General features: G+C 38.1%; 19 protein-coding genes. 11 read left to right on the forward strand and 8 right to left on the reverse strand.

Going from position 1 to position 21,576, the window contains the following annotated elements:
- Positions 1 to 20: 20 nt before the first annotated feature.
- The 5 genes from GX437_09770 to GX437_09790 all read right to left on the reverse strand — a co-directional run bounded on the left by GX437_09770 (position 21) and on the right by GX437_09790 (position 5,213).
- Complete coding sequence (locus GX437_09770; protein NLJ07944.1) at positions 21 to 896, reverse strand: TDP-N-acetylfucosamine:lipid II N-acetylfucosaminyltransferase; 876 nt, start codon at positions 894 to 896, stop codon at positions 21 to 23.
- Between the two features lie 233 nt (positions 897 to 1,129).
- Positions 1,130 to 1,753 (reverse strand): acetyltransferase, encoded by a 624-nt coding sequence (locus GX437_09775; GenBank protein NLJ07945.1) that lies wholly within the window; start codon positions 1,751 to 1,753, stop codon positions 1,130 to 1,132.
- Positions 1,747 to 2,823 carry a DegT/DnrJ/EryC1/StrS family aminotransferase gene (locus GX437_09780; GenBank protein NLJ07946.1) on the reverse strand — a complete coding sequence of 359 codons (1,077 nt, stop codon included), beginning with the start codon at positions 2,821 to 2,823 and terminating at the stop codon, positions 1,747 to 1,749. Before GX437_09780 ends, GX437_09775 begins: the two co-directional genes overlap by 7 nt.
- A 57-nt stretch (positions 2,824 to 2,880) precedes the next feature.
- On the reverse strand, positions 2,881 to 3,711 hold the full coding sequence (locus tag GX437_09785) for a class I SAM-dependent methyltransferase (GenBank protein NLJ07947.1): 831 nt from the start codon (positions 3,709 to 3,711) through the stop codon (positions 2,881 to 2,883).
- On the reverse strand, positions 3,708 to 5,213 hold the full coding sequence (locus GX437_09790; protein NLJ07948.1) for a lipopolysaccharide biosynthesis protein: 1,506 nt from the start codon (positions 5,211 to 5,213) through the stop codon (positions 3,708 to 3,710). The genes GX437_09785 and GX437_09790 overlap by 4 nt, the downstream gene beginning before the upstream one ends.
- A gap of 371 nt (positions 5,214 to 5,584) precedes the next feature.
- On the opposite strand from GX437_09790, the gene GX437_09795 reads away from it, so the two are divergent.
- From GX437_09795 to GX437_09810, 4 genes are all read left to right on the forward strand, one after another.
- A complete protein-coding gene (locus GX437_09795; protein NLJ07949.1) occupies positions 5,585 to 8,785 on the forward strand; it encodes a SusC/RagA family TonB-linked outer membrane protein in 3,201 nt (1,066 codons plus the stop codon).
- A 36-nt stretch (positions 8,786 to 8,821) separates the two neighbouring features.
- Complete coding sequence (locus GX437_09800) at positions 8,822 to 10,210, forward strand: SusD/RagB family nutrient-binding outer membrane lipoprotein (protein NLJ07950.1); 1,389 nt, start codon at positions 8,822 to 8,824, stop codon at positions 10,208 to 10,210.
- 164 nt (positions 10,211 to 10,374) lie between these two features.
- Entirely contained in the window at positions 10,375 to 10,731 is a 357-nt protein-coding gene (locus GX437_09805) for a hypothetical protein (protein ID NLJ07951.1), read from the forward strand.
- A gap of 135 nt (positions 10,732 to 10,866) precedes the next feature.
- Positions 10,867 to 12,066: a pyridoxal phosphate-dependent aminotransferase gene (locus GX437_09810; GenBank protein NLJ07952.1), complete on the forward strand. Its 1,200-nt coding sequence runs from the start codon at positions 10,867 to 10,869 to the stop codon at positions 12,064 to 12,066.
- Positions 12,067 to 12,145: 79 nt separating this feature from the next.
- Here the strand turns inward: GX437_09810 and GX437_09815 are convergent, their stop codons facing one another.
- The gene (locus GX437_09815) at positions 12,146 to 13,411 is read right to left on the reverse strand and encodes an FtsX-like permease family protein (protein ID NLJ07953.1); all 1,266 of its coding nucleotides are present in this window, start codon (positions 13,409 to 13,411) and stop codon (positions 12,146 to 12,148) included.
- 182 nt (positions 13,412 to 13,593) lie between these two features.
- Between GX437_09815 and queA the strand changes: the two genes are divergently transcribed.
- A complete protein-coding gene (gene queA, locus GX437_09820; protein ID NLJ07954.1) occupies positions 13,594 to 14,652 on the forward strand; it encodes a tRNA preQ1(34) S-adenosylmethionine ribosyltransferase-isomerase QueA in 1,059 nt (352 codons plus the stop codon).
- A 396-nt stretch (positions 14,653 to 15,048) separates the two neighbouring features.
- The gene (rpsA, locus tag GX437_09825) at positions 15,049 to 17,013 is read left to right on the forward strand and encodes a 30S ribosomal protein S1 (GenBank protein ID NLJ07955.1); all 1,965 of its coding nucleotides are present in this window, start codon (positions 15,049 to 15,051) and stop codon (positions 17,011 to 17,013) included.
- A gap of 12 nt (positions 17,014 to 17,025) precedes the next feature.
- Here rpsA and GX437_09830 read toward each other — a convergent pair whose 3' ends face one another.
- Positions 17,026 to 17,391 carry a TerB family tellurite resistance protein gene (locus GX437_09830; protein NLJ07956.1) on the reverse strand — a complete coding sequence of 122 codons (366 nt, stop codon included), beginning with the start codon at positions 17,389 to 17,391 and terminating at the stop codon, positions 17,026 to 17,028.
- Between the two features lie 4 nt (positions 17,392 to 17,395).
- Positions 17,396 to 18,343: an ornithine cyclodeaminase family protein gene (locus tag GX437_09835; protein ID NLJ07957.1), complete on the reverse strand. Its 948-nt coding sequence runs from the start codon at positions 18,341 to 18,343 to the stop codon at positions 17,396 to 17,398.
- 336 nt (positions 18,344 to 18,679) lie between these two features.
- Here GX437_09835 and GX437_09840 point away from each other — a divergent pair, with 336 nt between their 5' ends.
- The 5 genes from GX437_09840 to GX437_09860 form a co-directional block, all read left to right on the forward strand.
- On the forward strand, positions 18,680 to 19,066 hold the full coding sequence (locus GX437_09840; GenBank protein NLJ07958.1) for a RidA family protein: 387 nt from the start codon (positions 18,680 to 18,682) through the stop codon (positions 19,064 to 19,066).
- A gap of 122 nt (positions 19,067 to 19,188) precedes the next feature.
- Positions 19,189 to 19,425, forward strand: coding sequence for a 4Fe-4S binding protein (locus GX437_09845; protein NLJ07959.1), 237 nt, complete (start codon positions 19,189 to 19,191; stop codon positions 19,423 to 19,425).
- A 29-nt stretch (positions 19,426 to 19,454) separates the two neighbouring features.
- The gene (locus GX437_09850; protein NLJ07960.1) at positions 19,455 to 20,519 is read left to right on the forward strand and encodes a 3-methyl-2-oxobutanoate dehydrogenase subunit VorB; all 1,065 of its coding nucleotides are present in this window, start codon (positions 19,455 to 19,457) and stop codon (positions 20,517 to 20,519) included.
- Positions 20,520 to 20,521: 2 nt separating this feature from the next.
- A complete protein-coding gene (locus GX437_09855; protein ID NLJ07961.1) occupies positions 20,522 to 21,313 on the forward strand; it encodes a 2-oxoglutarate oxidoreductase in 792 nt (263 codons plus the stop codon).
- 14 nt (positions 21,314 to 21,327) lie between these two features.
- On the forward strand, positions 21,328 to 21,576 hold a 249-nt coding region (locus tag GX437_09860; protein NLJ07962.1), incomplete at its 3' end, for a 2-oxoglutarate ferredoxin oxidoreductase subunit gamma.

Here is a 21,576-nt window from a genome sequence, read left to right on the forward strand (position 1 = left end):
AAAAAAAGTTTCAATTTTATTCAAAATAAGTTTTTATAGCGTTGCACGACTATTGTTTCATTCAGCAGTTTTTCGATAGCTTCTGAATTATTGATTTTTTGATTTTTATCGTAACTCCAGTCCTCTTCATCAATGGTTTTCAGGGAAATTCCATTACTCCTTAAATATCGGGTCAGTGAACTTTCAGAATGCATGATAATATCGCCTCCTGAAAATAACAGATAGGCAATATTGGTATATGCCTGTGAACGTTTATGATTGAAAATAAAACACTTACATCTTTTAAGCAGTTCGTCATATTCTTCTTTTGGCATAAATTCAGTTAATGGGATGAAACGTTCTGCAAACAACTCCCTACCTTTTTTTATTACAAATTTTGCATAGTCTTTATGTCCAGCATAAGATAAGGGACACATAATGGATGAAAATTCTATCCCTCGCCTTTTAATCTCAAATAATGCAGAAATATGATTATTTGACTCATCAGCTGAATTTCCAAGCCAAATAATGTCTTTTTGATAATCTGTTAACAAAACAAGCTTGTCTTCTTTTCTCGTAAAATCATCTAAACTGCCATAATTAAATTCCAGCCACTTTGCATTAAATCCCGTCACTTCCTTGATTATTTCATAATCTTCTTCTGAATAATGACAAAAATAATCAACCTTTTGAATTGCCTGTAAATGCTTTTTCACCCGATTTTTCCAATGATAGGTTAACATAAAATGCGTTAAATCATATTTTAAAAGCAAGTAAGGATGATTTTTCAGGCAATATTTTAATGAATATTCATCAAAATTCCTTTTTAATAGCATTGGTAAATTAAAGCCATCAGAACCCCAAAAAACCCAGAATATTTCTATATTTTCAGGAAGAGATAAAACAAAATCAGCCAATCGGGAATTGAAATAGTGTATATATATCCTACTGAATTTCAAAGACTTGATAAATTCCCAAAATTCTCTCGAATATAAGCTGAACACATAAACATTTTCAGATTTGACAAACCGAAGGTTTTGACTGTCATTATAAATCAAATAAATATTCTCTACCTGATTGAAATTTTTTCTTTGCCGATTAATAAATGAATCAATAAATTTATCGTCATGAGAAATATGAAGAAACATGGTTACGACTTAATTTTTGCAGGGATTCCAATTGCCGTTACATGATCAGGTAAATTGGTTGTAACCACAGCTCCTGCCCCAATCCTGACATCTGAACCAATTGTGATACCCGGTAAAATGACGACACCAGTGCCTACAAATGTATTTGCTCCTATTTTAACATTACCTGAAACATGGACACCAGGGCACAACTCAACATAATCTTCCAGTATCGAATCATGTCCGATTGTGCAATTTAAATTAATGAGGCAGCCCTTCCCAAAAAAAATATCATTTGTTATATTAACTCCTCCGCATACGACAACACCAGGTTTAAAAGTAACACCAAAATGTCCGACATTGGCATGTTTCGAAATATGAGTAACTAATTCTCCTCCAATTGATTCAAATTTTTCAGCAAGTAATTTTCGTATTTCAGGATTCCCGACTCCAAGACAAAACCTGTTATCTTTCCTGAATTCCTCCGCTGCTTCTTCCATATTTTTCAATACCCTGTAATTCTTATATAGTATTTCCGGTACATCTGGATTCACATCATCATAAAAACAAATATATTCGTTCGGGTTATTTGTATATATTACCTCAAATAACTCCTTCGCAAATCCTTTGGCACCAATAATTAACATTTTGCAAACTTTTTAATGTTTAATGTTACAGTTTCAACAATATTATCATCTAAGTCATAGTATAACGGCAGACACAACACCCTCCCTGCAATATCCTCTGAAACCGGACACGCCTGATAATCAATGAATGGCAAGGTATTAAGGGATGGATAAAAGTAGCGTCTGCAAAAGATTTGTTCTTCTGCCAATGATTTCATGGTCTGAAGCAACTGATTTTCATTCGGAAAAACAACCGGGAAATATGCATAGTTATATTTCAGTTTTTCCGGGACAGATGGATATTGTAGCGGCAAGTCTCGTAAATGTTCATGATACTTTTCTGAAATTGCCTTTCTGCTGTTGATAATATTTTCAGTCTCCGGTAAATTACATAAGCCCATTGCAGCATGAAACTCGCTGTTTTTTGCATTAATACCCATGCTGAAATATTGGTCGTAATAATGTCCGAACTGCCTGTAATGGGTAAGTATCTCCGCCAGCTCATCATTTTCTGTGCAAATGCACCCGCCTTCTACCGTATGAAAAATTTTGGTTGCATGAAAACTACAGGTCGAAATGTCGCCAAAAGATAGTAGTGATTTGCCATTTATTTCACAACCGAAAGCATGAGCAGCATCATAAATGACTTTCAGGTTGTATTTCTGAGCAATTTTTTCAATGGCATCCACATCACATGGATAGCCATATACATGGGTAATCAGAATCGCTACGGTATTAGCGGTAATTTTTCTTTCAATATCCTGAGGATCAGCACAAAAAGTATTTCTATCTATATCTGCAAAGACAGGTTTACATCCCTCCCAAAGTATGGCATTCAGGGTAGCGACATAGGAAAATGGTGTAGTGATTATTTCTCCTTTCAGCTTCAGGGCTTTGATGGCCATCATCAGGGGTAAAGTTCCGTTTGCTGTATAAATCAGGTTCTTCACTCCAAGAAAGTCTTTTAATTTTTGCTCCAGTTCCTGCACCAGTTCTCCGTTGTTGGTAATCCACGCTTTATCCCATGCCCTTTTCAGGACACTGATATATTTATCAAAATCGGGCAGGAATGTCTTTGTTACTTGGATCATATTTTTAATTAAATCAATTGAAATAATAAGATTTTAAGCATTAATTTCTTTTACAAATTAAGCTAAATTAAAAGGATTTATCTTCAGTTTAACACTAAAAACTTTCTCAGGATATTGTGGTGATTCAAGAAAATCAGCTTTGAGTGCTTTTTTCGTATAAATGGCATGCAATGAATTGGTAATGCGGTAAATATATTTGTGTTCTTGCTCAGGTATGGCATCCAATATAGCGGAAAGCACTTCCCAATTGGTTTTTTCATAGCTTTTTCCACAGTCGTGCCACAGAATGACAGAGTCCTCATCCCTTAACAAGGAAAGAACTTTCCTTGTATCATTCAAAACACCCTGGTAGCTATGGTCCCCGTCAATGAAAATGACATCAAATTTTAGCCCAAGTGTATCATAATCAAATGTTTGAGAGTCTGCTTCCACATGTATGATGTTGGGAATATTGCGGGTAAACATCCGGGTAACTTTCGCAGCACGCTCACCCCATATTCGTCTGACTTCATCATCCGGCAAACTGACTGAAACACATGTTTTAGCCACCTGCGAGGCATTAAAAAGGCTTTCTCCCCGCCAGCTACCTATTTCAAGATAATGACAGTCAGGATATTGCCGGCACAAACTTTTGATGACTGCTATATCTGTAATCCTGCTTGTTTCATCCAGATAGGTATAGCTTTCTATCGTCTCCTCAGCCTGAGGGATTAATTCTCTGATATCAATAAAAGGTAAGCCTGTTGGCTGAATATTATTATATTTCCTGAGAGTGTCCCTTTTCCTGATTTCTTCACTTAATAGCATTTTTATGGGGTAAATGCTGTTTTTCAATACCTTTGACTTAGTGAGCGAGTTCCAAATTAATCCGATGATATTTTGTTTCATCTCCTGTTAAATTTGTTTAAAATGAATGTTTTTAATCGTTTATAGCTGTCTTTCAGAAGAAGGTCAATATCTTCTGAAACATTTAACAATATGGTCAAAGACAGAAATACTACTGATACTGATATAGTTTTAAAAATAATATCGACCCAGACTACTGAAATGGAAGGGAGCAGGGAAAACAAACCAAATGTAAACAAGAAAACACCAGTAGCCTTAAATAAATTCAGGTTAAACGGATGGATTTTGAGCTTTAACCAGATATATCCGACTTTCAGGAAATTGTGAAGTAATACAGATAGCAGAATAGAAACAGCAGCTCCCTTTATTCCCAAAACCTTTATCAGTATAATATTGGATGTGATAAGAAACACCAGTGTCAGGCTACTGCTAAACATCATGAACGAATAATAATTCGAAAGTAAAATTATTGAACTGCTGTTTATACAAATGGCATCGATCAATTTGGTTATACCTATTAATAAAATAATAATTTTGCCTTTGCTATATTCTTCCGGCATATACGATAAAAAGCTATCAGCATTATACCAAATCACTAAAAAGAGAAATGAGGCAGCGATAAACTGATTTAATGAAGCTTTGTGATAAACTTCTCTGATTTTTTCAGTGTCGTTCTTCTTAAACGATTCGCTGAAAAAAGTTCCGCTAATGCTGTTAATCGCATTAACAGGCATAGAAATTACGCTTGCCATCAGTGAGGTAACAGAATAAATACCTGCAGCACCCAGTCCACTCATGGCAGCAACAAACACTTTATCTACTTCAAGAATAGCCCGGTGGACCAACAGCGTCACGTAAGTAAAAGAAACATAATTCTTTATCTGCTTAAGCAAGGGTTTTGTTAAAAAAGAAAAATCGGGTTTCAGATAGAGTTCACCAATAATTTTCAAATAAAAGAGCATCATCACGGCTGCAAGCGCATAAGTACCGGAAAAAATCAATAAAAACTGATTGATGCTGACCACTTTAAAATAGTACAGCAACACGGCCCCGAGTGCAAAAAGCCTGATATAAATCTCCTTAACGATTGTAGAAAAAATGATTTTATAAAGCATCCGCAGGTATGCTTCAAATACAGTGATATAAACCAAAGCAATGGCAATGGGGAATGCATACAAAAACTTTTGAGAAAATAGTGGAGACTGCTCATTATACCATTGAACAATGAAAGGCCTAAAAATCATGAGTAAGATAAAAACTACGACAAATCCCGTTGAAGTTATCAGGATAGCCATCATCAAAAAACCATGATGTCCTTTTTCCTTATTTCTGAAATATGGGAAAAATCTTCCTGTTGCTGTTTGAATGCTAAGCTGGGAAAGTTCAGAAACGATACCGGCAAAAGATTGTAAAACCCTGATCAATCCAACTATTGCAGCTGGTAAAAGGTTAGTAAAGATAAACGTCTGGCTGATGAATCCAATTGCAATCCCAATATAGGAAAATAAGGTACTTCTGATACTTTCTTTTCTGACTATTCCCATCCAATCAGGAATTGATTAAAAAAATTGACTACAAAGTTCGTTGTTTTTACGCCATGTATATCACTTTTAATCCCTTTTAAAAATCTTATAAAAAAATAAGTATAATTTATTAATTCCACAAAATATTGATTTTCAATTCATTTTAAAAAAATAAATTTTCCTCAATTTGCATTTTAACAGATTAAAAATTTTTTTTTAAAATTAGTACGTATGAATAATTTTCTTTGTATAATTGTGTCGCTAAAAAATAACCTAAGTGATATGAGTTTTGAAATTTCACGGGTGTATTTCGTTTTTAATTTTGGGTTGAATTTCTGTTCAGAAATTATAATTTTTATTAAACAATTTTAATAACCTAAAAACGTAAGCCTATGAGGAAATTTACAATTTTGCTTGCACTCTTGTGTCTTTTCGGAGTGCTTGCTGTTAATGCCCAGAAACGGGTAATTACCGGTAAGGTTACTGCTGCTGAAGACAACTCAGCACTCCCTGGTGTAACAGTACTGGTAAAAGGGACTACAATCGGAACGGTAACAGATGTTAAAGGAGAATATCAGATTACAGTTCCTGAAAAGTCCAACACTTTGGTGTTTTCTTTCATCGGTAGAAAAACTGTTGAAGTTGCAATTGGAAGCAATTACAATATCAGCATTGCCATGGAAGAGGACATTCTGAAGATTGATGAAGTGGTGGTAACAGCCATTGGTATTTCAAGGGAAGCCAAAGCTTTGGGGTATTCTGTCCAGAACATTGGCAATGAAGTTCTTGAAAAAGCACAAACCCCAAACTTTATCAACTCCCTTAATGGTAGGGTTGCCGGTCTTCAGGTAGTTAATTCTTCCGGTGCAGCTGGTAGCTCAGCTTATATGACCATTCGTGGTGCTGCCTCCATCACCGGGAACAACCAACCTCTGATCGTTATTGATGGTGTTCCCATTGACAATGGTGGCGGGGTAGGTGATGTTGACGGTGTTGCTCTTTCTAACAGAGGAATTGACATCAACCCTGATGACATTGCTTCCATTGCAGTATTAAAGGGTGGTGCTGCCGTTGCACTTTATGGTTTAAGAGCTGCAAATGGTGCCATTATCATTACTACCAAAAAAGGTGGTTCATCAACTGGAAAAAAAGTTTCAGTTTCATGGAACTCCTCAATTTCTTTTGAAAAAGTCAACAAGCTTCCTGAACTCCAGACCAAATACGGACAGGGAAGAAATGGAAAATGGATGTCAGGCAACTCAGCTTCATGGGGTCCGCTACTCGACACCTGTGCCTATTCAAAAGACCCAAGTGTATGGTTGAATCCTGATTTTGACGTGGATGGTGCTATAGTCGGACAACATAATCCTTTAGCCGATCCTGCCCTCGGCAAAATCAAAACCTATAACCACTACGATTTCTTTGAGCAGGGTAATACTTTCAATAATTCAGTCAACATTGCCGGAGGAAGTGATGTTTCCACCTATTACCTTTCATTTTCAGACATGACTCAGAAAGGTGTGATCCCCAACAATAAATTCAAGAAAAACACCTTTAAAATGACAGGTGAAACAAAAATCAACGACCACTTTAAAGTCAGCGGGAGTACTCAATATCTGACCAACAGAGGCGACAGAATCCAACAGGGATCTAATGTTTCTGGTGTGATGCTTGGTTTATTGAGAACTCCTCCGACATTTGATAATGCTGCCGGTTACGAGTTCCCTGACGGCACTCAAAGGACTTACCGCCTGGGTGGAGGTTATGACAATCCATACTGGACAGCTAACAACAATAAATATACTGATAATGTTGACCGTATGATTGGTCATTTCCAACTGGATTATCTGATCAGCGACTGGATTACCATTACCTACAGACTTGGTGCTGATTTTTACAACCAGAGATGGAAGGATTATTTTGCCATCAATTCAAGAGCATTTCCTGCAGGACGTGTAACCGTTTCACAGTTCCTGTCAAGAGATTACAACTCCGATCTTTTGATTAACTTCAGGAAAAAACTGGCCAACGACCTGGAAATGAATTTCACTTTGGGACATAACATGTCGCAGCTTTACAGCTATCAGTTAAGTACAACAGCTGACGGACTGGATTTGCCAAAGTATTACAATCTTAATAACTCTTCAAACATTACCAGCTTTGAAAGCACATACCTGGTACGCAGGGCAGCCATTTTCGGAGACCTTGGTTTTGCTTACAAGAGCTTCTTATTCCTGAATATTACAGGCAGAAATGACTGGTCAACCACACTTCCTGCCGATAACAATTCGTTCTTCTATCCTTCATTTAGTGCCGGTTTTGTATTCACCGAACTCGATGCACTCAAATCAATTGAAAACATTCTTCCATTTGGTAAAATCAGAGCATCTTATGCCATTGTTGCTCTTGATGCAACTGCTTACAACACTGTTACACCTTATGTTCAGGCAGCCGCAGGTGACGGATGGACGAATGGAATTATTTTCCCGTTTATGGGTTACACAGGCTTCACCCTGAGTGACGGAATGGGCAACTCCACTCTTGTACCTGAAAAAACAAGAACCTGGGAAGTCGGTGCCGACCTGAAATTTGTCAAAAACAGACTCGGACTCGACATTTCTTACTTCAACAACTACGGTACAAACTTACTGCTGCCTGTTACCATTGCAAATTCAACAGGATTTGCCAGTTTCTACCAGAATGCTGCTGAAATGAGTTCAAAAGGTATTGAAATTGTAGGTTATGTTACACCTATCAAAAAAGATTTCCAGTGGGATATTCAGGTTAACTTCTCCAAAATCAATAACGTAGTTGAAAAGCTTGCCGAAGGAGTTGATAATCTTTTCCTTGGTGGCTTTGTTGACCCACAGATCAGGGCAGTTGCCGGTGAACCCTACAGAAGCATTTATGGCTACGACTGGTTAAGAGATTCCTTAGGAAATGTGCTGATTGATGCCGATACCACCAGCCCAACTTATGGATTCCCTATCGGTGATTATTCCTCCATGAAATCCATTGGAAAAGTTGACCCTGATTGGACTATGGGTATCACCAACAGTTTCACCTATAAAGGCTTTACATTAAGCTTCCTCTGGGACATTAAGAAAGGTGGCCTGATGTGGAATGGTACAAGAGGTGCCCTCTACTATTTTGGAACACATAAAGACACTGAAACCCGTAATCCTGAAGATGAATTTGTATTTGAAGGTGTAAAAGCTCAGTGGGATGTCAACGGTAACCTGGTTTCAACCGGTGAAACAAATGACATCAAGGTGGTTAAAGACATTAACTGGTATTTCTATGGAGAAGGAAGTGGATTTACCGGCCCAACCATTGATTTCATCGAAAATTCAGGCTGGGTTCGTTTAAGAGATCTTTACTTCGGTTATCAGTTTGCTCCGAAAATCCTCGACAAAACCTTCGTTAGAGACCTCACCCTTTACTTCTATGGAAGAAATCTCCTGCTGTTCACCGATTATAAAGGAATTGATCCTGAAACCAACCTGCTTGGTGCTTCAAATGCTCAGGGTATGGATTATTTCAACATGCCTGGTACCAAGAGCTGGGGATTCGGTTTAAAAGCAGGTTTTTAACAGTTAATTATGGTTAAACTTTTAAAGAGAATGAAAATGAAACGAAATATCAGATTTTTAGCCTTGTTGATGATTGCAGGTTTCCTTTCCACTTCCTGTAATAAGTGGATCGATCCCGACATCAACATTAACCCTGATGCTCCGTCAACGGTAACTATGGCCACACTATTACCATCTATCATGGCAAATGTCGGCTACACCACTGTCGGAGGAACAGATGTAAATATGCCCACAGCCATTTGGATTCAGCAACTCGCTGGTATTGACCGTCAGGCTGCTGCTTATGACAACTATGATTTCAAGGCAGGCGACTGCAACAACCTCTGGAACTCCAATTATTCTTCTACTATGATGGATATCAAACAGTTCATTGAACTTGCCAATGCAAAAAATTCTCCCTACAACAGAGGAATAGGTAAAGTGTTAATGGCTATTTCCTTAGGTATGACCACAGACCTCTGGGGTGATATCCCTTATACCGAAGCATTCCAGGGAGCTGATAACCTTGCCCCTGTCTTCGATAATCAGCAAGCCGTCTATACCACTATTCAAACTCTTCTGGATGAAGCCATTGCTGACTTCGAAAAACCGGAAAGTGAAAATGAAGTGGATGTCGTTGGCGACCTTATTTATGATGGAGATGTTGACCTATGGAAAGAAGCAGCCTATGGCCTTAAAGCAAGATATGCCATCCATTTAAGTGAAGTGAACGGAAACAGTGCATATACTACTGCTTTTGGCTTTATTGACAAAGCTATTTCCTCCAATGCCAACACCTTTCAGATTCCATTTGATGCTACCCCAACTGGAGCTAACCCTTTATCTCAGTATGTTGAACAAAGAGGCGATATCAGAATGGGTAAATTCTTTATTGACCTTTTAAAAACCACCAATGATCCGAGAATTGCTGTTTATGCAGCACAGGTTGGTGGTGATTATGTAGGCTCAGGGCCTGGCGAAGGAAATGCAAGTGCATCCAATCTGGGAGATGCAGTCATTGCTCAGGACGCACCTGTTATTCTGATGTCTTATCCTGAAGTGTTGTTCATCAAAGCTGAATGCGACTATAAACTCGGACGTGAAAATGATGCAAAAGGCTCATTGAAAGATGCTGTAGCCGCTTCGCTGGATTACTGGGGCGTCAATAATCCTACATGGAAAACTGCATTTGATGCTGTCATTGATGGCCTTAGCGGTGCCAATCTCTACAAAGCCATTGTTCTTCAGAAATATATTGCCCTGTTCTACCAGCTCGAAGCTTACAACGACTGGAGAAGAACAAACAATGAAATCGGACTTGTCAAGAACCAGTTTGTTCCTACAGCTATTCCCAACAGGTATCCTTATCCTCAGGAAGAAATGAGCTTTAACAAGAATTGCCCGAAAAACGTTTTGATCAGCGATAAAATCTGGTGGGATAAATAATAAACCTCCAAATACTTGTAAAAAGCCGCCTTCGGGCGGCTTTTTTTTTAGTACTGGTTTTCATAAACTTTATACTCAATAAAATAATTTTCCATTAAACTGTAACATATAAAAACTTCATCCGTCTGAATAGAAAAACAAAACAAAAAAACTTAAAAGAAAAAATGATGAAAAAGTTAATTTTACTTGCATTTTTAGTCATGCTGGTCAGCGTATCAAACACTGAAGCAAAAGACAAAAAAAACAAAAGCAATGAAGCCAACACTGAAATGAAGTTCAAACAAACCATCATACAAAAAATCAAATATCCGACTTTTGCTTCCGAGCAAAAACTTGAAGGAGATGTGTTTGTGAGCTTTGAGGTCAACAAAGACGGAAGAATCAATGTATTGCAGTCCAACTCAACCAATCTTCAGCTTGAAACCTATGTGATTGAAAAACTTAATGAGCTGAATTATCCTTTTGAGGACGTAACCGAAGCAAAAATATACAACATGAAATTCTCATTCAGGCTTTATTAAAAATCACACTCATTTAGGTTAGTTTTTTAGCGTCACCCGGATACCAGCTCTCAGGTTGTCCGGGTTTTTTATTTGTTTTTATTTAATCGATTTCAATAACTTCGCTGGCAAAATTTAACAGTAAAAATCAAAATTATGCCTGATTTATCAAAGAAAGCGATAGAAATGCCGGCTTCCCCTATCAGGAAACTCGTTCCCTTCAGCGAAGCTGCTCAGAAAAGAGGTATTAAAATTTATCATCTCAATATAGGACAGCCGGATATTGAAACCCCTGAAGAATATTGGACTGCAGTCAGAAATTTTTCAAATAAAGTCCTGGAGTATTCACATTCTGCCGGTAACGAATCGTACAGAAGAAAACTGGCTGAATATTACAAAAGCTATCAGATCAATGTAGAATACAGCGATATTCTTATAACTACAGGTGGAAGTGAAGCCGTTTTATTCGGCTTTTATGCCTGTATGAATCCGGGAGATGAAGTCATCATTCCTGAACCATTCTACACCAACTACAATGCCTTTGCTATCATGGCTGGTGTTAAGATCAGACCTATCACTGCCTATATTGAAAATGGTTTTGCACTTCCCCCCATCAGTGAATTTGAAAAGTTGATCACACCCAAAACAAAGGCCATACTTATTTGCAATCCCAATAATCCTACCGGTTATCTTTACTCAAAAGAGGAACTTGAACAACTCAGAGAGCTCGCCCTAAAATATGACCTTTTTCTTTTTGCCGATGAAGTATATCGTGAAATGGTATATGATGGGCAAAATCATACCTCGATCCTAACCTTACCGGGATTAGAAAAGCATGCTGTTGTATTTGACTCTATATCAAAAAGATACAGCGCATGTGGTGCCCGTGTGGGAGCTATTGTTTCCAAAAACAGGGAATTGATGGCCTCAGTCCTGAAATTCGGGCAGGCCAGGTTGTGCCCTCCTACTCTCGATCAGGCCGGTGCTGAAGCTTCGATTGATGTTCCTCCTGCTTATTTTGAAAATATTATTGAAGAATACTCTTCCAGAAGAAATCTTATGGTTGAGGCTTTAAATAAAATGGAAGGTGTTATATGTCCAAAACCGGGCGGAGCTTTTTATGCCATCGTCAGGCTGCCGGTTGATGATTCAGAAAAATTCTGTCAGTGGATGCTTGAATCATTTAATTATCAGGGACAGACCGTAATGATGGCACCTGCTCCGGGTTTTTATGCAACACCAGGTTGTGGAAAAAATGAAGTCAGAATTGCTTATGTATTGAAAAAAGAAAACCTTGAGAAGGCTATGATTTGCCTCGAACAGGCATTGCTTCAGTACCCCGGAAGAACCATCTGATTATCGGGCAGTTTGATAACTTTCACACAATCAGTCTTTTTTATAAGTCAACTAAGTGTATTTTTAATAAAAGCCTTTTTTAAAAGGTATTTCTGATGGCTTCAATTGGATCAAGATGAGAAGCCTGATAAGAGGGGATAAAACCTGCCACTACTCCGATAAAAGTAGAGAGGCCTATTCCTATTAATATATTGTTGACTGAAAGAAATAGCGTAATATCGTCCTGAAGTTGATTGGCAATGAAAATTAAAATGATCACCAGTAAAAGCCCGATTAAACCACCAATCAGGCATAAAATAACAGATTCTCCCAAAAACTGAGCAAGAATAAAATATCTTGGAGCACCCAGGGCTTTCTCAATTCCTATTAAAAAAGTCCGTTCTTTTACAGAAACAAACATAATGTTGGCGGTCCCGAATCCTCCGACCAAAATAGAGAACGCTGCAATAATCCATCCCATCAGGCTCAGGCTTCTGAATATATCATTCAGTTTTTCACTGATAAAACTTGCTCTGTTCAAGGCAAAATTATCCTCATCTGAGGGTTGCAGCCTTCGGATTGAACGCATTATCCCCCTGATTTCATCTTCAAAATCCTCAATTTCAATATTTCCTTTACTTTTTGCCTTTATTGTTGCATCGAGATTTTTGGTATTTGAACCAAATAACTGACGTGCATTGGTAATGGGGATAAAAACAAGATTATCAGTATCATCAAAACTTAAGCCTCCTCCCTTTTTCTCAAGCACACCAATGACAACATATTTTTTATTTAAGAGTTTTACCGTTTTTCCAATCGGATTTTCATCAGGGAATAATAGCTCTGCAATCCTGCTACCGAGAATTATTTTGGAAGATGCAGTAATTACTTCATTTTCAGTAAAAAATCTCCCTTCCTGTATTTTCATTTCCGACATAACAGGATAGTTAAAAGTTACAGCTGCAATATAGATATTTTTGACCTGATTGTCGGCTGAAGCGATTGTTTTACCATAAATACCCATCACCATAGCCACCGATTCGCTGCTAACTGACTTTTTCTCAAGTAACTGATATTCATTGTATGAGACTTCAGGCCTGTTGACAAATTTCCACCATGGATAATCGTTTTGAAACAGCCAAGGCCATTTCTGGATATATACAATGTCGCCTCCAAGTTGATTGACTGAATTTCTGATGTTTTTATTCAGGGAACTTATAAAAGACAAGATGGAAATTATCGTAAAGATACCGATAATAATGGCAAGCATGGAAAGCAAAGTCCTTAAAAGATTATTTCTCAGATTGCTGATAGCAAATGAGAAACTTTCTTTCAGAATGGCAACTATTTGAGACCATCGTGGCATTTTTACCTATTACATCACATCTTAATGAAAGTACAAATGTACTCTACTTTTGTCAGTGTAACAGACTATTACCACACAATCTTTAGACTTTTGAACAGAAAAAATTCAGTAAATATTTTTAATATTCCTGCAACAGATTTTAAAATGTTATTATAACTTTGCAGTTCAAAAAAAATATTGAAATGGCAAAATTATCACAATTTTCATTCAATCTTCCTGAGAATTTAATTGCGGATAAACCAGCTATCTACAGGGATGAATCCCGTTTAATGGTTGTCAACAGAAAAGATGGCTCCATCGAACACAGGATTTTTAAAGAAATAGTCGAGTATTTTGATGAAGGTGATATATTTGTTTTTAACAACTCCAAAGTATTTCCTGCAAGGCTTTATGGTATAAAAGAAAAGACAGGCGCCAAAATTGAAGTTTTTTTACTTCGGGAATTAAATAAAGATCTGCTGCTTTGGGATGTTATAGTTGATCCGGCCAGAAAAGTAAGGATAGGAAATAAGCTTATTTTTGAAAAAGAAGATGTCCCCACGCTTGTGGCAGAAGTTATAGACAATACCACCAGTAAAGGCCGAACCATCAGGTTTTATTATGACGGAAGTTATGAAGAATTCCATTATGTCTTGTACAGGATGGGAACAACACCCTTACCTAAATATATCAAGAGAGAACCAGTTCCTGAAGATGAATATGATTATCAGACTATTTTTGCCAAATATAAAGGCTCGATAGCAGCTCCGGCAGCCGGTCTTCATTTCAGCAAAGAAGTTTTAAAATGGTTTGAAATAAAAGGAATATTGACCACCGACATTACTCTACACATCGGAATGGCATCCTTTAAACCAATCGAAGTTGAAGACTTATCAAAACACAGGATTGAATCGGAAAATTTCATTATCACTCCCGAAAGCGCTAAAGCAATAAACGAAGTCAAAAGAGCAAGAAAAAGGATATGTTCTGTTGGAACATCCACCCTCAGGGCTCTGGAATCTTCGGTTTCAACAAAAGATGAAGTATTACCTACAGAAGGCTGGAGCGAAAAATTCTTTTACCCACCCTATCAGTTCAGAATTGCCAATTCATTAATTACCAATTTTCATTATCCGCAATCGCCTTTCTATATTGCCACATGCACTTTTGGCGGGATGGAATTAATTCAGGAGGCTTATCAGATTGCCATTCAGGAAAAATACCGTTTTCTTGACTATGGCGATGTCATGCTGATTTTATAAGTAATTCAGTTTGCAATTCTTTGTTTTGAAAACTTAAATTTTTTTTTGCCAACATAAAATTTGTTCTACATTTGCACTTCCTAAAAAAGTTAGGAGAAAAGGAGGAAATTAAAAATAATGGAAGAAAATATTCAAGAACTCGAGAAAAATGAACAAGAAAAAAACGAATTAACACAAAACGAAAACACTACTCCCGAAAATCCGGAAATTACTGAAACCCCACAGGAACAAGACGTTCCACAGCCAGCCGAAACTCCGGAAATTACTGATACTGAATCTGAGGAAACTGAACCTGACCTGATTGGGGAGGATACTGAAGAGGAAGAATTTGATTCAGATGAAGAACCTGAAAGTGATTCATTTACAGAAGAATATCAGGAGGATATTTCAGAAGAAATGGTCAATCTTGAGGATATTCCGGAAGACGAAATTTATATTCCAAGAGAAACCGATACAGAACCCATTCACGAAGAAGCAGAAGGAGAAGATGTTGACATCAAGGAAATGAAAGCCGCTACTTTCGACTGGGTCAGTCTGGAAGAAACCGAGGAACAGATTTCTGAAGAAGAAAAGAAAGAACTTCTTAGTCTGTACACAAAATCAATCAATAAAATTGAAGACCATCAACTTGTTGAAGCAACCGTAGTCAACATCACTGACAAAGACGTTGTTTTGAACATTGGCTATAAATCTGACGGACTGGTTCCGCTTTCTGAGTTTAAATACCTTGAAAGTATCAAACCAGGCGATAAATTTGACGTAATCGTTGAATCTACCGAAGGTAAAAACGGGCAACTTGTCCTTTCCCATAAAAAAGCCAGAGCCGAAAGCGCATGGAATAAAATTGTCCATGCACATGAAAACAATGAGATTATGACAGGATTTATCAAAGACAGAACCAAAGGTGGAATGGTGGTTGATTTACTCGGACTCGATGCATTTCTCCCTGGTTCACAGCTTGATATTAAACCCGTTCAGGACTACGATGCTTATGTCGGAAAACATATTGAGCTTAAAGTAGTTAAACTCAATCCGGTTTACCGTAACATTGTTGTCTCTCACAAAGCCATCATTGAAGAAGGCATTGAAGAACAACGCCATAAGATTCTTTCAAAACTTGAAAAAGGACAGGTTCTGGAAGGCGTTGTCAAAAACCTTACTTCATTTGGTGTATTTGTTGACCTTGGAGGCGTTGACGGACTTATTCATATTACTGATGTTTCATGGGGAAGAATTAATCATCCCAACGAAATACTCGAAATCGGACAGACCATCAATGTGGTGGTTCTGGATTATGATGAAGAGAAAAACAGAATTTCTCTGGGCATGAAACAGCTTACCCCGCATCCATGGGAAACACTACCTGAAAACATTATTGAAGGAAGCATCATCAAAGGTAAAGTCGTCAATATTGAAGACTATGGTGCCTTTGTTGAAATATACCCCGGTGTCGAAGGACTTGTTCATGTTTCCGAAATGACATGGTCGCAACACCTGAAAGCACCTTCCGATTATCTTTCTCTCAATGATGAAGTGGAGGTTAAAGTATTAACGATCAACAGGGAAGAAAGAAAATTATCCTTAGGCATCAAACAACTGACTCCGGATCCATGGGAAAAAGTTCCTTTAATCTACACTAAAGGTTCACAGCACACAGGCATCATTAAAAATGCAACCAATTTCGGATTTTTCGTTGAGCTCGAGGAAGGCATTGACGGACTGGTACACATTTCCGACCTTTCATGGACCAAAAAGTTCAATCACCCGCTTGAATTTGCCAAAATAGGTGATTCACTCGAGGTTGTTATACTTGACATTGATGAAGAAAACCGCAGGCTTAGCCTTGGACATAAACAAATTGAAGAAGATCCATGGGAAACCTTCAAAGATATTTTCAGTGTTGATTCTGTTCATGAAGGAACGGTTGAAAAAATTGATGATAAAGGAGCCTACATTACGTTGCCTTATGGCATTGAAGGCTTCTGCCCCATCAAACAACTTCAGACCGAGAACAACACAAAAGTTAATGTTGAAGACACTCTGGAATTCAAAGTAACTGAATTCGACAGGGCTAACCGCAGGATATTCCTATCGCATGTCTCTGTATGGAAAGAACAGCAACAGGCAAAAGCAGAAGACGAAAAAGCTGAAAAGAAAAAGCAGATTGAAAAAACAAGAAAAGCTATCAGCAAAGTAAGGGCAAGTGTAAAGAAGAGCACCTTGGGAAGCGAACAGGATATACTGGCCGAACTTAAAGAAAAGCTTATCGAAGAAGAAACCAAAAAGGCAACTACAAAAGCTAAAAAAAGCTCTAAAAAGAAGTCAGAAACGGAAGATGATAATCCGAAAGAAGCTGAATAATCAGGTTGATTTTCAGGATATTTCGTTTATAAACTTTTCTTTCAGGTCATCAATAAATTTGTCTAAGAGTTCTCTTTCACTGGGGACAATGCCCATGTAAGCTTTGGCAACTTCTACCATCATTTCAAGCAGAACGGCATATTCCGGGTCGGGGCCATTTTCCTTGCATACTTCAATGGCATGATTATATGCATCTTCAACTGATATTTCTTTGGCAAGATCGTAATTAAATGTGTAATTAATCTCATACTTCCCCGAAAAATCAGCCAAGAGCCTGTTAAGTGTATCAATTTCAACAGGTTGAACTGCGCCATCCACTTTTGCAATGGCATAAACCAAATCTCCAAATGCATCATACAATCTTTCACGCTTCACCATAATATCAAATTTCAATATTCCGGCCTAAATTTAATTCAAGTGCTTTTAAATAAACCAGTTTGGCTGTGGCAGCATCCTGAATAGCTAATCCATTCGATTTAAATAAAGTAATTTCCTTAGAATCAACCCTCCCGGGCTTTTTACCTGTTATCACTTCTCCTAACTCAGCATAAAAGTGATTCTCATCAATCACCTTTTCATTAATGGGAATTAATAAATCACCGGCTTCCTTAAAGCAAGCCTCCCTTGAATCTCCGATAAATTTTGCTCTTTTGATGGTGGCCGAATCCAGCTCTCTTGCATTGGGCGTATGGCTGCCAATTCCATTGATATGTGTTCCTTCCCTTAATTTATTTCCATCAAACAACGGAGTGGAAGAGGAAGTTGCCGTGCAGATAATATCACATTCCAGCATTTCATCAGATGAAGCAGCTTTTTTTACTTTAACGCCAAACCTTTCTTTCATCTCAGAACAAAAGAGTTCTGCCATCTTTTCATTTAAATCAAAAACTTTTGCTTCAGCCACATTTACGGCTTCAATCATCGCCCAGAACTGCATCTTTGCCTGAACACCAGCTCCAAAAACAGCAACGGAATAATAGTCTTGTTCCCTTGCCAGATATTTGGTAGCCACACCACTTGCCGCCCCTGTTCTCACTGCTGTCAGGTAACCGCCATCCATAATGCAGATCACATCTCCTGTTTTTGGATCCTGTAACAACACCTTCCCTATTGTGGTAGGAAGATTAAATTTCTCAGGATTGTTCTTAAACACACTGACTACCTTGCATGCCAGTGCCTCAGACTCTTTCAGGTATGCCGGCATATACAGTGATAATCCGTCAGGTGGTGTGATGGCCGTCCTGACCGGCATTACTGCATTGCCATCCGACAATTCCCTGAATGCCTGTTCGACAGCCTGCATACAATCCTTCATTTTAAGGACTGACATTACATCATTCCTGTTTAAAATAAGCACCATTATTTTTAATTTAAATTGTTTAGCCCTTTTGTATTCTGTTGCAATTTAGTTTCATTATATAAATTCCGGCATAAAAACAATTTCAAAATTTTGAGAAAAGTGATCAGGAGAACAATAAGCGTTTGCCAATACCCTTTTCTTCAAATTTTCATTTCCTCTTTATCCATTAATTTCTTGAAGAGTGTTCTTTCCCTGATACTTATTGAGCCTTCAATTCTTTTGATGCATGCAGAACTTTTAAAATTTTTTCATTTTATTCTTCCCCCTTAAATTTTTAAATTAAGTTTGCATAAAATTGGAATAAAGATGAAAACAGTAATATTTACAGAAAAAGCGCCACGTCCGATTGGCCCATATAGTCAGGCAATAAAGTTCGAAAATATTCTCTTTATCTCCGGACAAATAGCCATTAATCCAGAAACCGGACAATTAATTGAAGGAGACATACAACAGCAGACCCATCAGGTTTTCAATAACCTGAGCGAAATATTGAAAGCTGCCGGTTACAGCTTTCAGGATGTTGTAAAAGTAAGTGTATTTCTGACAGATATCAGGCAATTTTTAACCGTAAACCAGATTTATTCAACCTATTTTACAGAAAAACCTCCGGCAAGAGAAATACTTCAGGCTTGTGCACTTCCGATGAATGCCGGTATAGAGATTTCAGTTATTGCTTTGAAAAACAGTCAATAACCTAATAATTCCAACAGTTGGTAAAAAAAACTAATTTTTTTTTGCAGAATAAATAAATTTTACATTTTTGCATCAGCTTATTAATTCAAATTGAAGTGTTTAAACTTTTATAACATACAATTATGGCAAAAGTCAAAGGAGCAATCATAGTTGACATTGAAAGATGCAAAGGTTGCGAAGTTTGTATTCCGGCTTGTCCTACACAGGTAATCGATATGGTCAGGGAAGTCAATTCCAAAGGGTATCATTATGCCTATATGGCCAATCCAGATGCCTGTACAGGATGTGCAAACTGTGCGATAGTATGTCCTGATGGCGTCATCACTGTTTACAGAAAAAAAACTGAGGTATCATTATAAATTACCTGAAAATGAGAGAATTAAAATTAATGAAAGGCAACGAAGCATTTGCAGAAGCCGCCATCCGTGCGGGAGCAGATGCATATTTTGGGTATCCTATTACACCCCAATCAGAAGTCCTTGAATACCTGATGTCGCAAAAGCCTTATGAAACTACGGGAATGGTAGTTCTTCAGGCTGAAAGTGAGGTATCTGCTATCAATATGTGCTATGGAGGTGCAGCAGCAGGCCGGAAAGTCATGACTTCCTCCTCAAGTCCGGGTATCAGTTTAAAACAGGAAGGAATTTCCTATATGGCAGGTGCTGAACTTCCCTGTCTCATTTTAAATGTTACCCGAGGCGGACCAGGTCTTGGCACCATACAACCTTCACAATCAGACTATTTTCAGGCGGTAAAAGGCGGTGGCCACGGTGATTATAAATTGTTGGTACTTGCACCGGCTTCTGTTCAGGAAATGGCTGACTTTGTTGGGCTTGCTTTTGAACTTGCCTTTAAATACCGCAATCCCGTCATGATATTGTCTGACGGAATTATCGGTCAAATGATGGAAAAAGTCTGGTTTGACGAATATAAACCCCGACTGACCCATGAAGAAATTGTTAAACGTTATCCATGGGCAACCACTGGCAAAACACCCGACAGGGAAAGAAACATCATTACCTCCCTTGAACTTGATTCAGGAAAACAGGAAATACATAACCAGAAACTTCAGGCCAAATACAAAAAAATGGAAGAAGAGGAAGTCAGGTTTGAGGAATATCAGACACAAGATGCTGAATATCTATTTGTTGCATTTGGATCCGTTGCCCGTATCTGTAAAAAAGCCATTGATATTGCCAGAAATCAGGGAATTAAGGTTGGTTTGCTCAGACCAATCACTCTCTTTCCTTTCCCTAAACTGAAGATCAGGGAACTTGCAGAAAATTCAAAAGGTATTCTTGTTGTGGAAATGAATGCCGGACAAATGATCGAAGATGTTCTGCTTTCGGTCGGATGTCTGATTAAAGTGGAACACTATGGCAGAATGGGTGGGATCATCCCCACACCCAATGAGATTGTTGAAAATCTTAAAACAAAAATTATCGGAGGTTAATTATGAGTCAGACAAGTATATTAAACGATATCATTAAAGAAGAAAATCTCGTTTATAAAAGAACACCTCTTTTAACACAAAAAACACTTTCCTATTGTCCGGGATGCGGACACGGAACCACGCATCGTCTGATAATGGAAGTTATTGAAGAAATGGATGCGCAGGCAGAAACAATCGGGGTTGCTCCTGTCGGATGTTCAGTGCTTGCTTATGAATTTATGAATATTGACATGCAGCAGGCTGCACACGGTCGTGCTCCGTCAATAGCCACAGCACTCAAACGTTTGATGCCTGATAAATTTATCTTTACCTATCAGGGAGACGGAGATTTGGCTGCAATCGGTACAGCTGAAACTATACATGCATGTAACAGAGGTGAGAACTTCACATTTATCTTCATCAATAACGGGATTTACGGGATGACAGGCGGCCAGATGGCTCCTACTACACTTCCCGGCATGAAATCCTCCACTTCTCCTTTTGGCCGTGATACCAGCATAATGGGTAATCCTCTGAAAATAACCGAATTAGTAGCACAGCTTCCTGGAACTTATTTTGTAACCCGTCAGTCTGTTCATACACCCGCAAACGTTAGAAAAGCAAAAAAAGCTATTGCAAAAGCATTTCAATATCAAAAGGAAAAGAAAGGAACCACCTTTGTCGAAATCGTCTCCAACTGCAATTCCGGTTGGAAAATGAGGCCGGTTCAGGCAAACAAATGGATGGAAGAAAACATGTTTCCTTTTTATCCGCTCGGAGATATTAAAGATGAAGGCAAATTGATTGTTAAATAATTAAATCAAGAACTATGACAGAAGAAATAATCATTGCCGGTTTTGGAGGACAAGGCGTATTATCTATGGGAAAAATTCTTGCCTATTCAGGAATAATGCAGGATCAGGAAGTATCATGGATGCCTTCTTATGGGCCGGAAATGCGTGGTGGTACTGCAAACGTTACGGTTATCCTGAGTGACGAGCCTGTCAGCTCTCCAATCATCAGTAACTTTGATACAGCCATTATTCTCAATCAACAGTCAATGGATAAGTTTGAGAAA

The organism is Sphingobacteriales bacterium (assembly GCA_012517435.1).
Classification (GTDB): Bacteria; Bacteroidota; Bacteroidia; order CAILMK01; family JAAYUY01; genus JAAYUY01.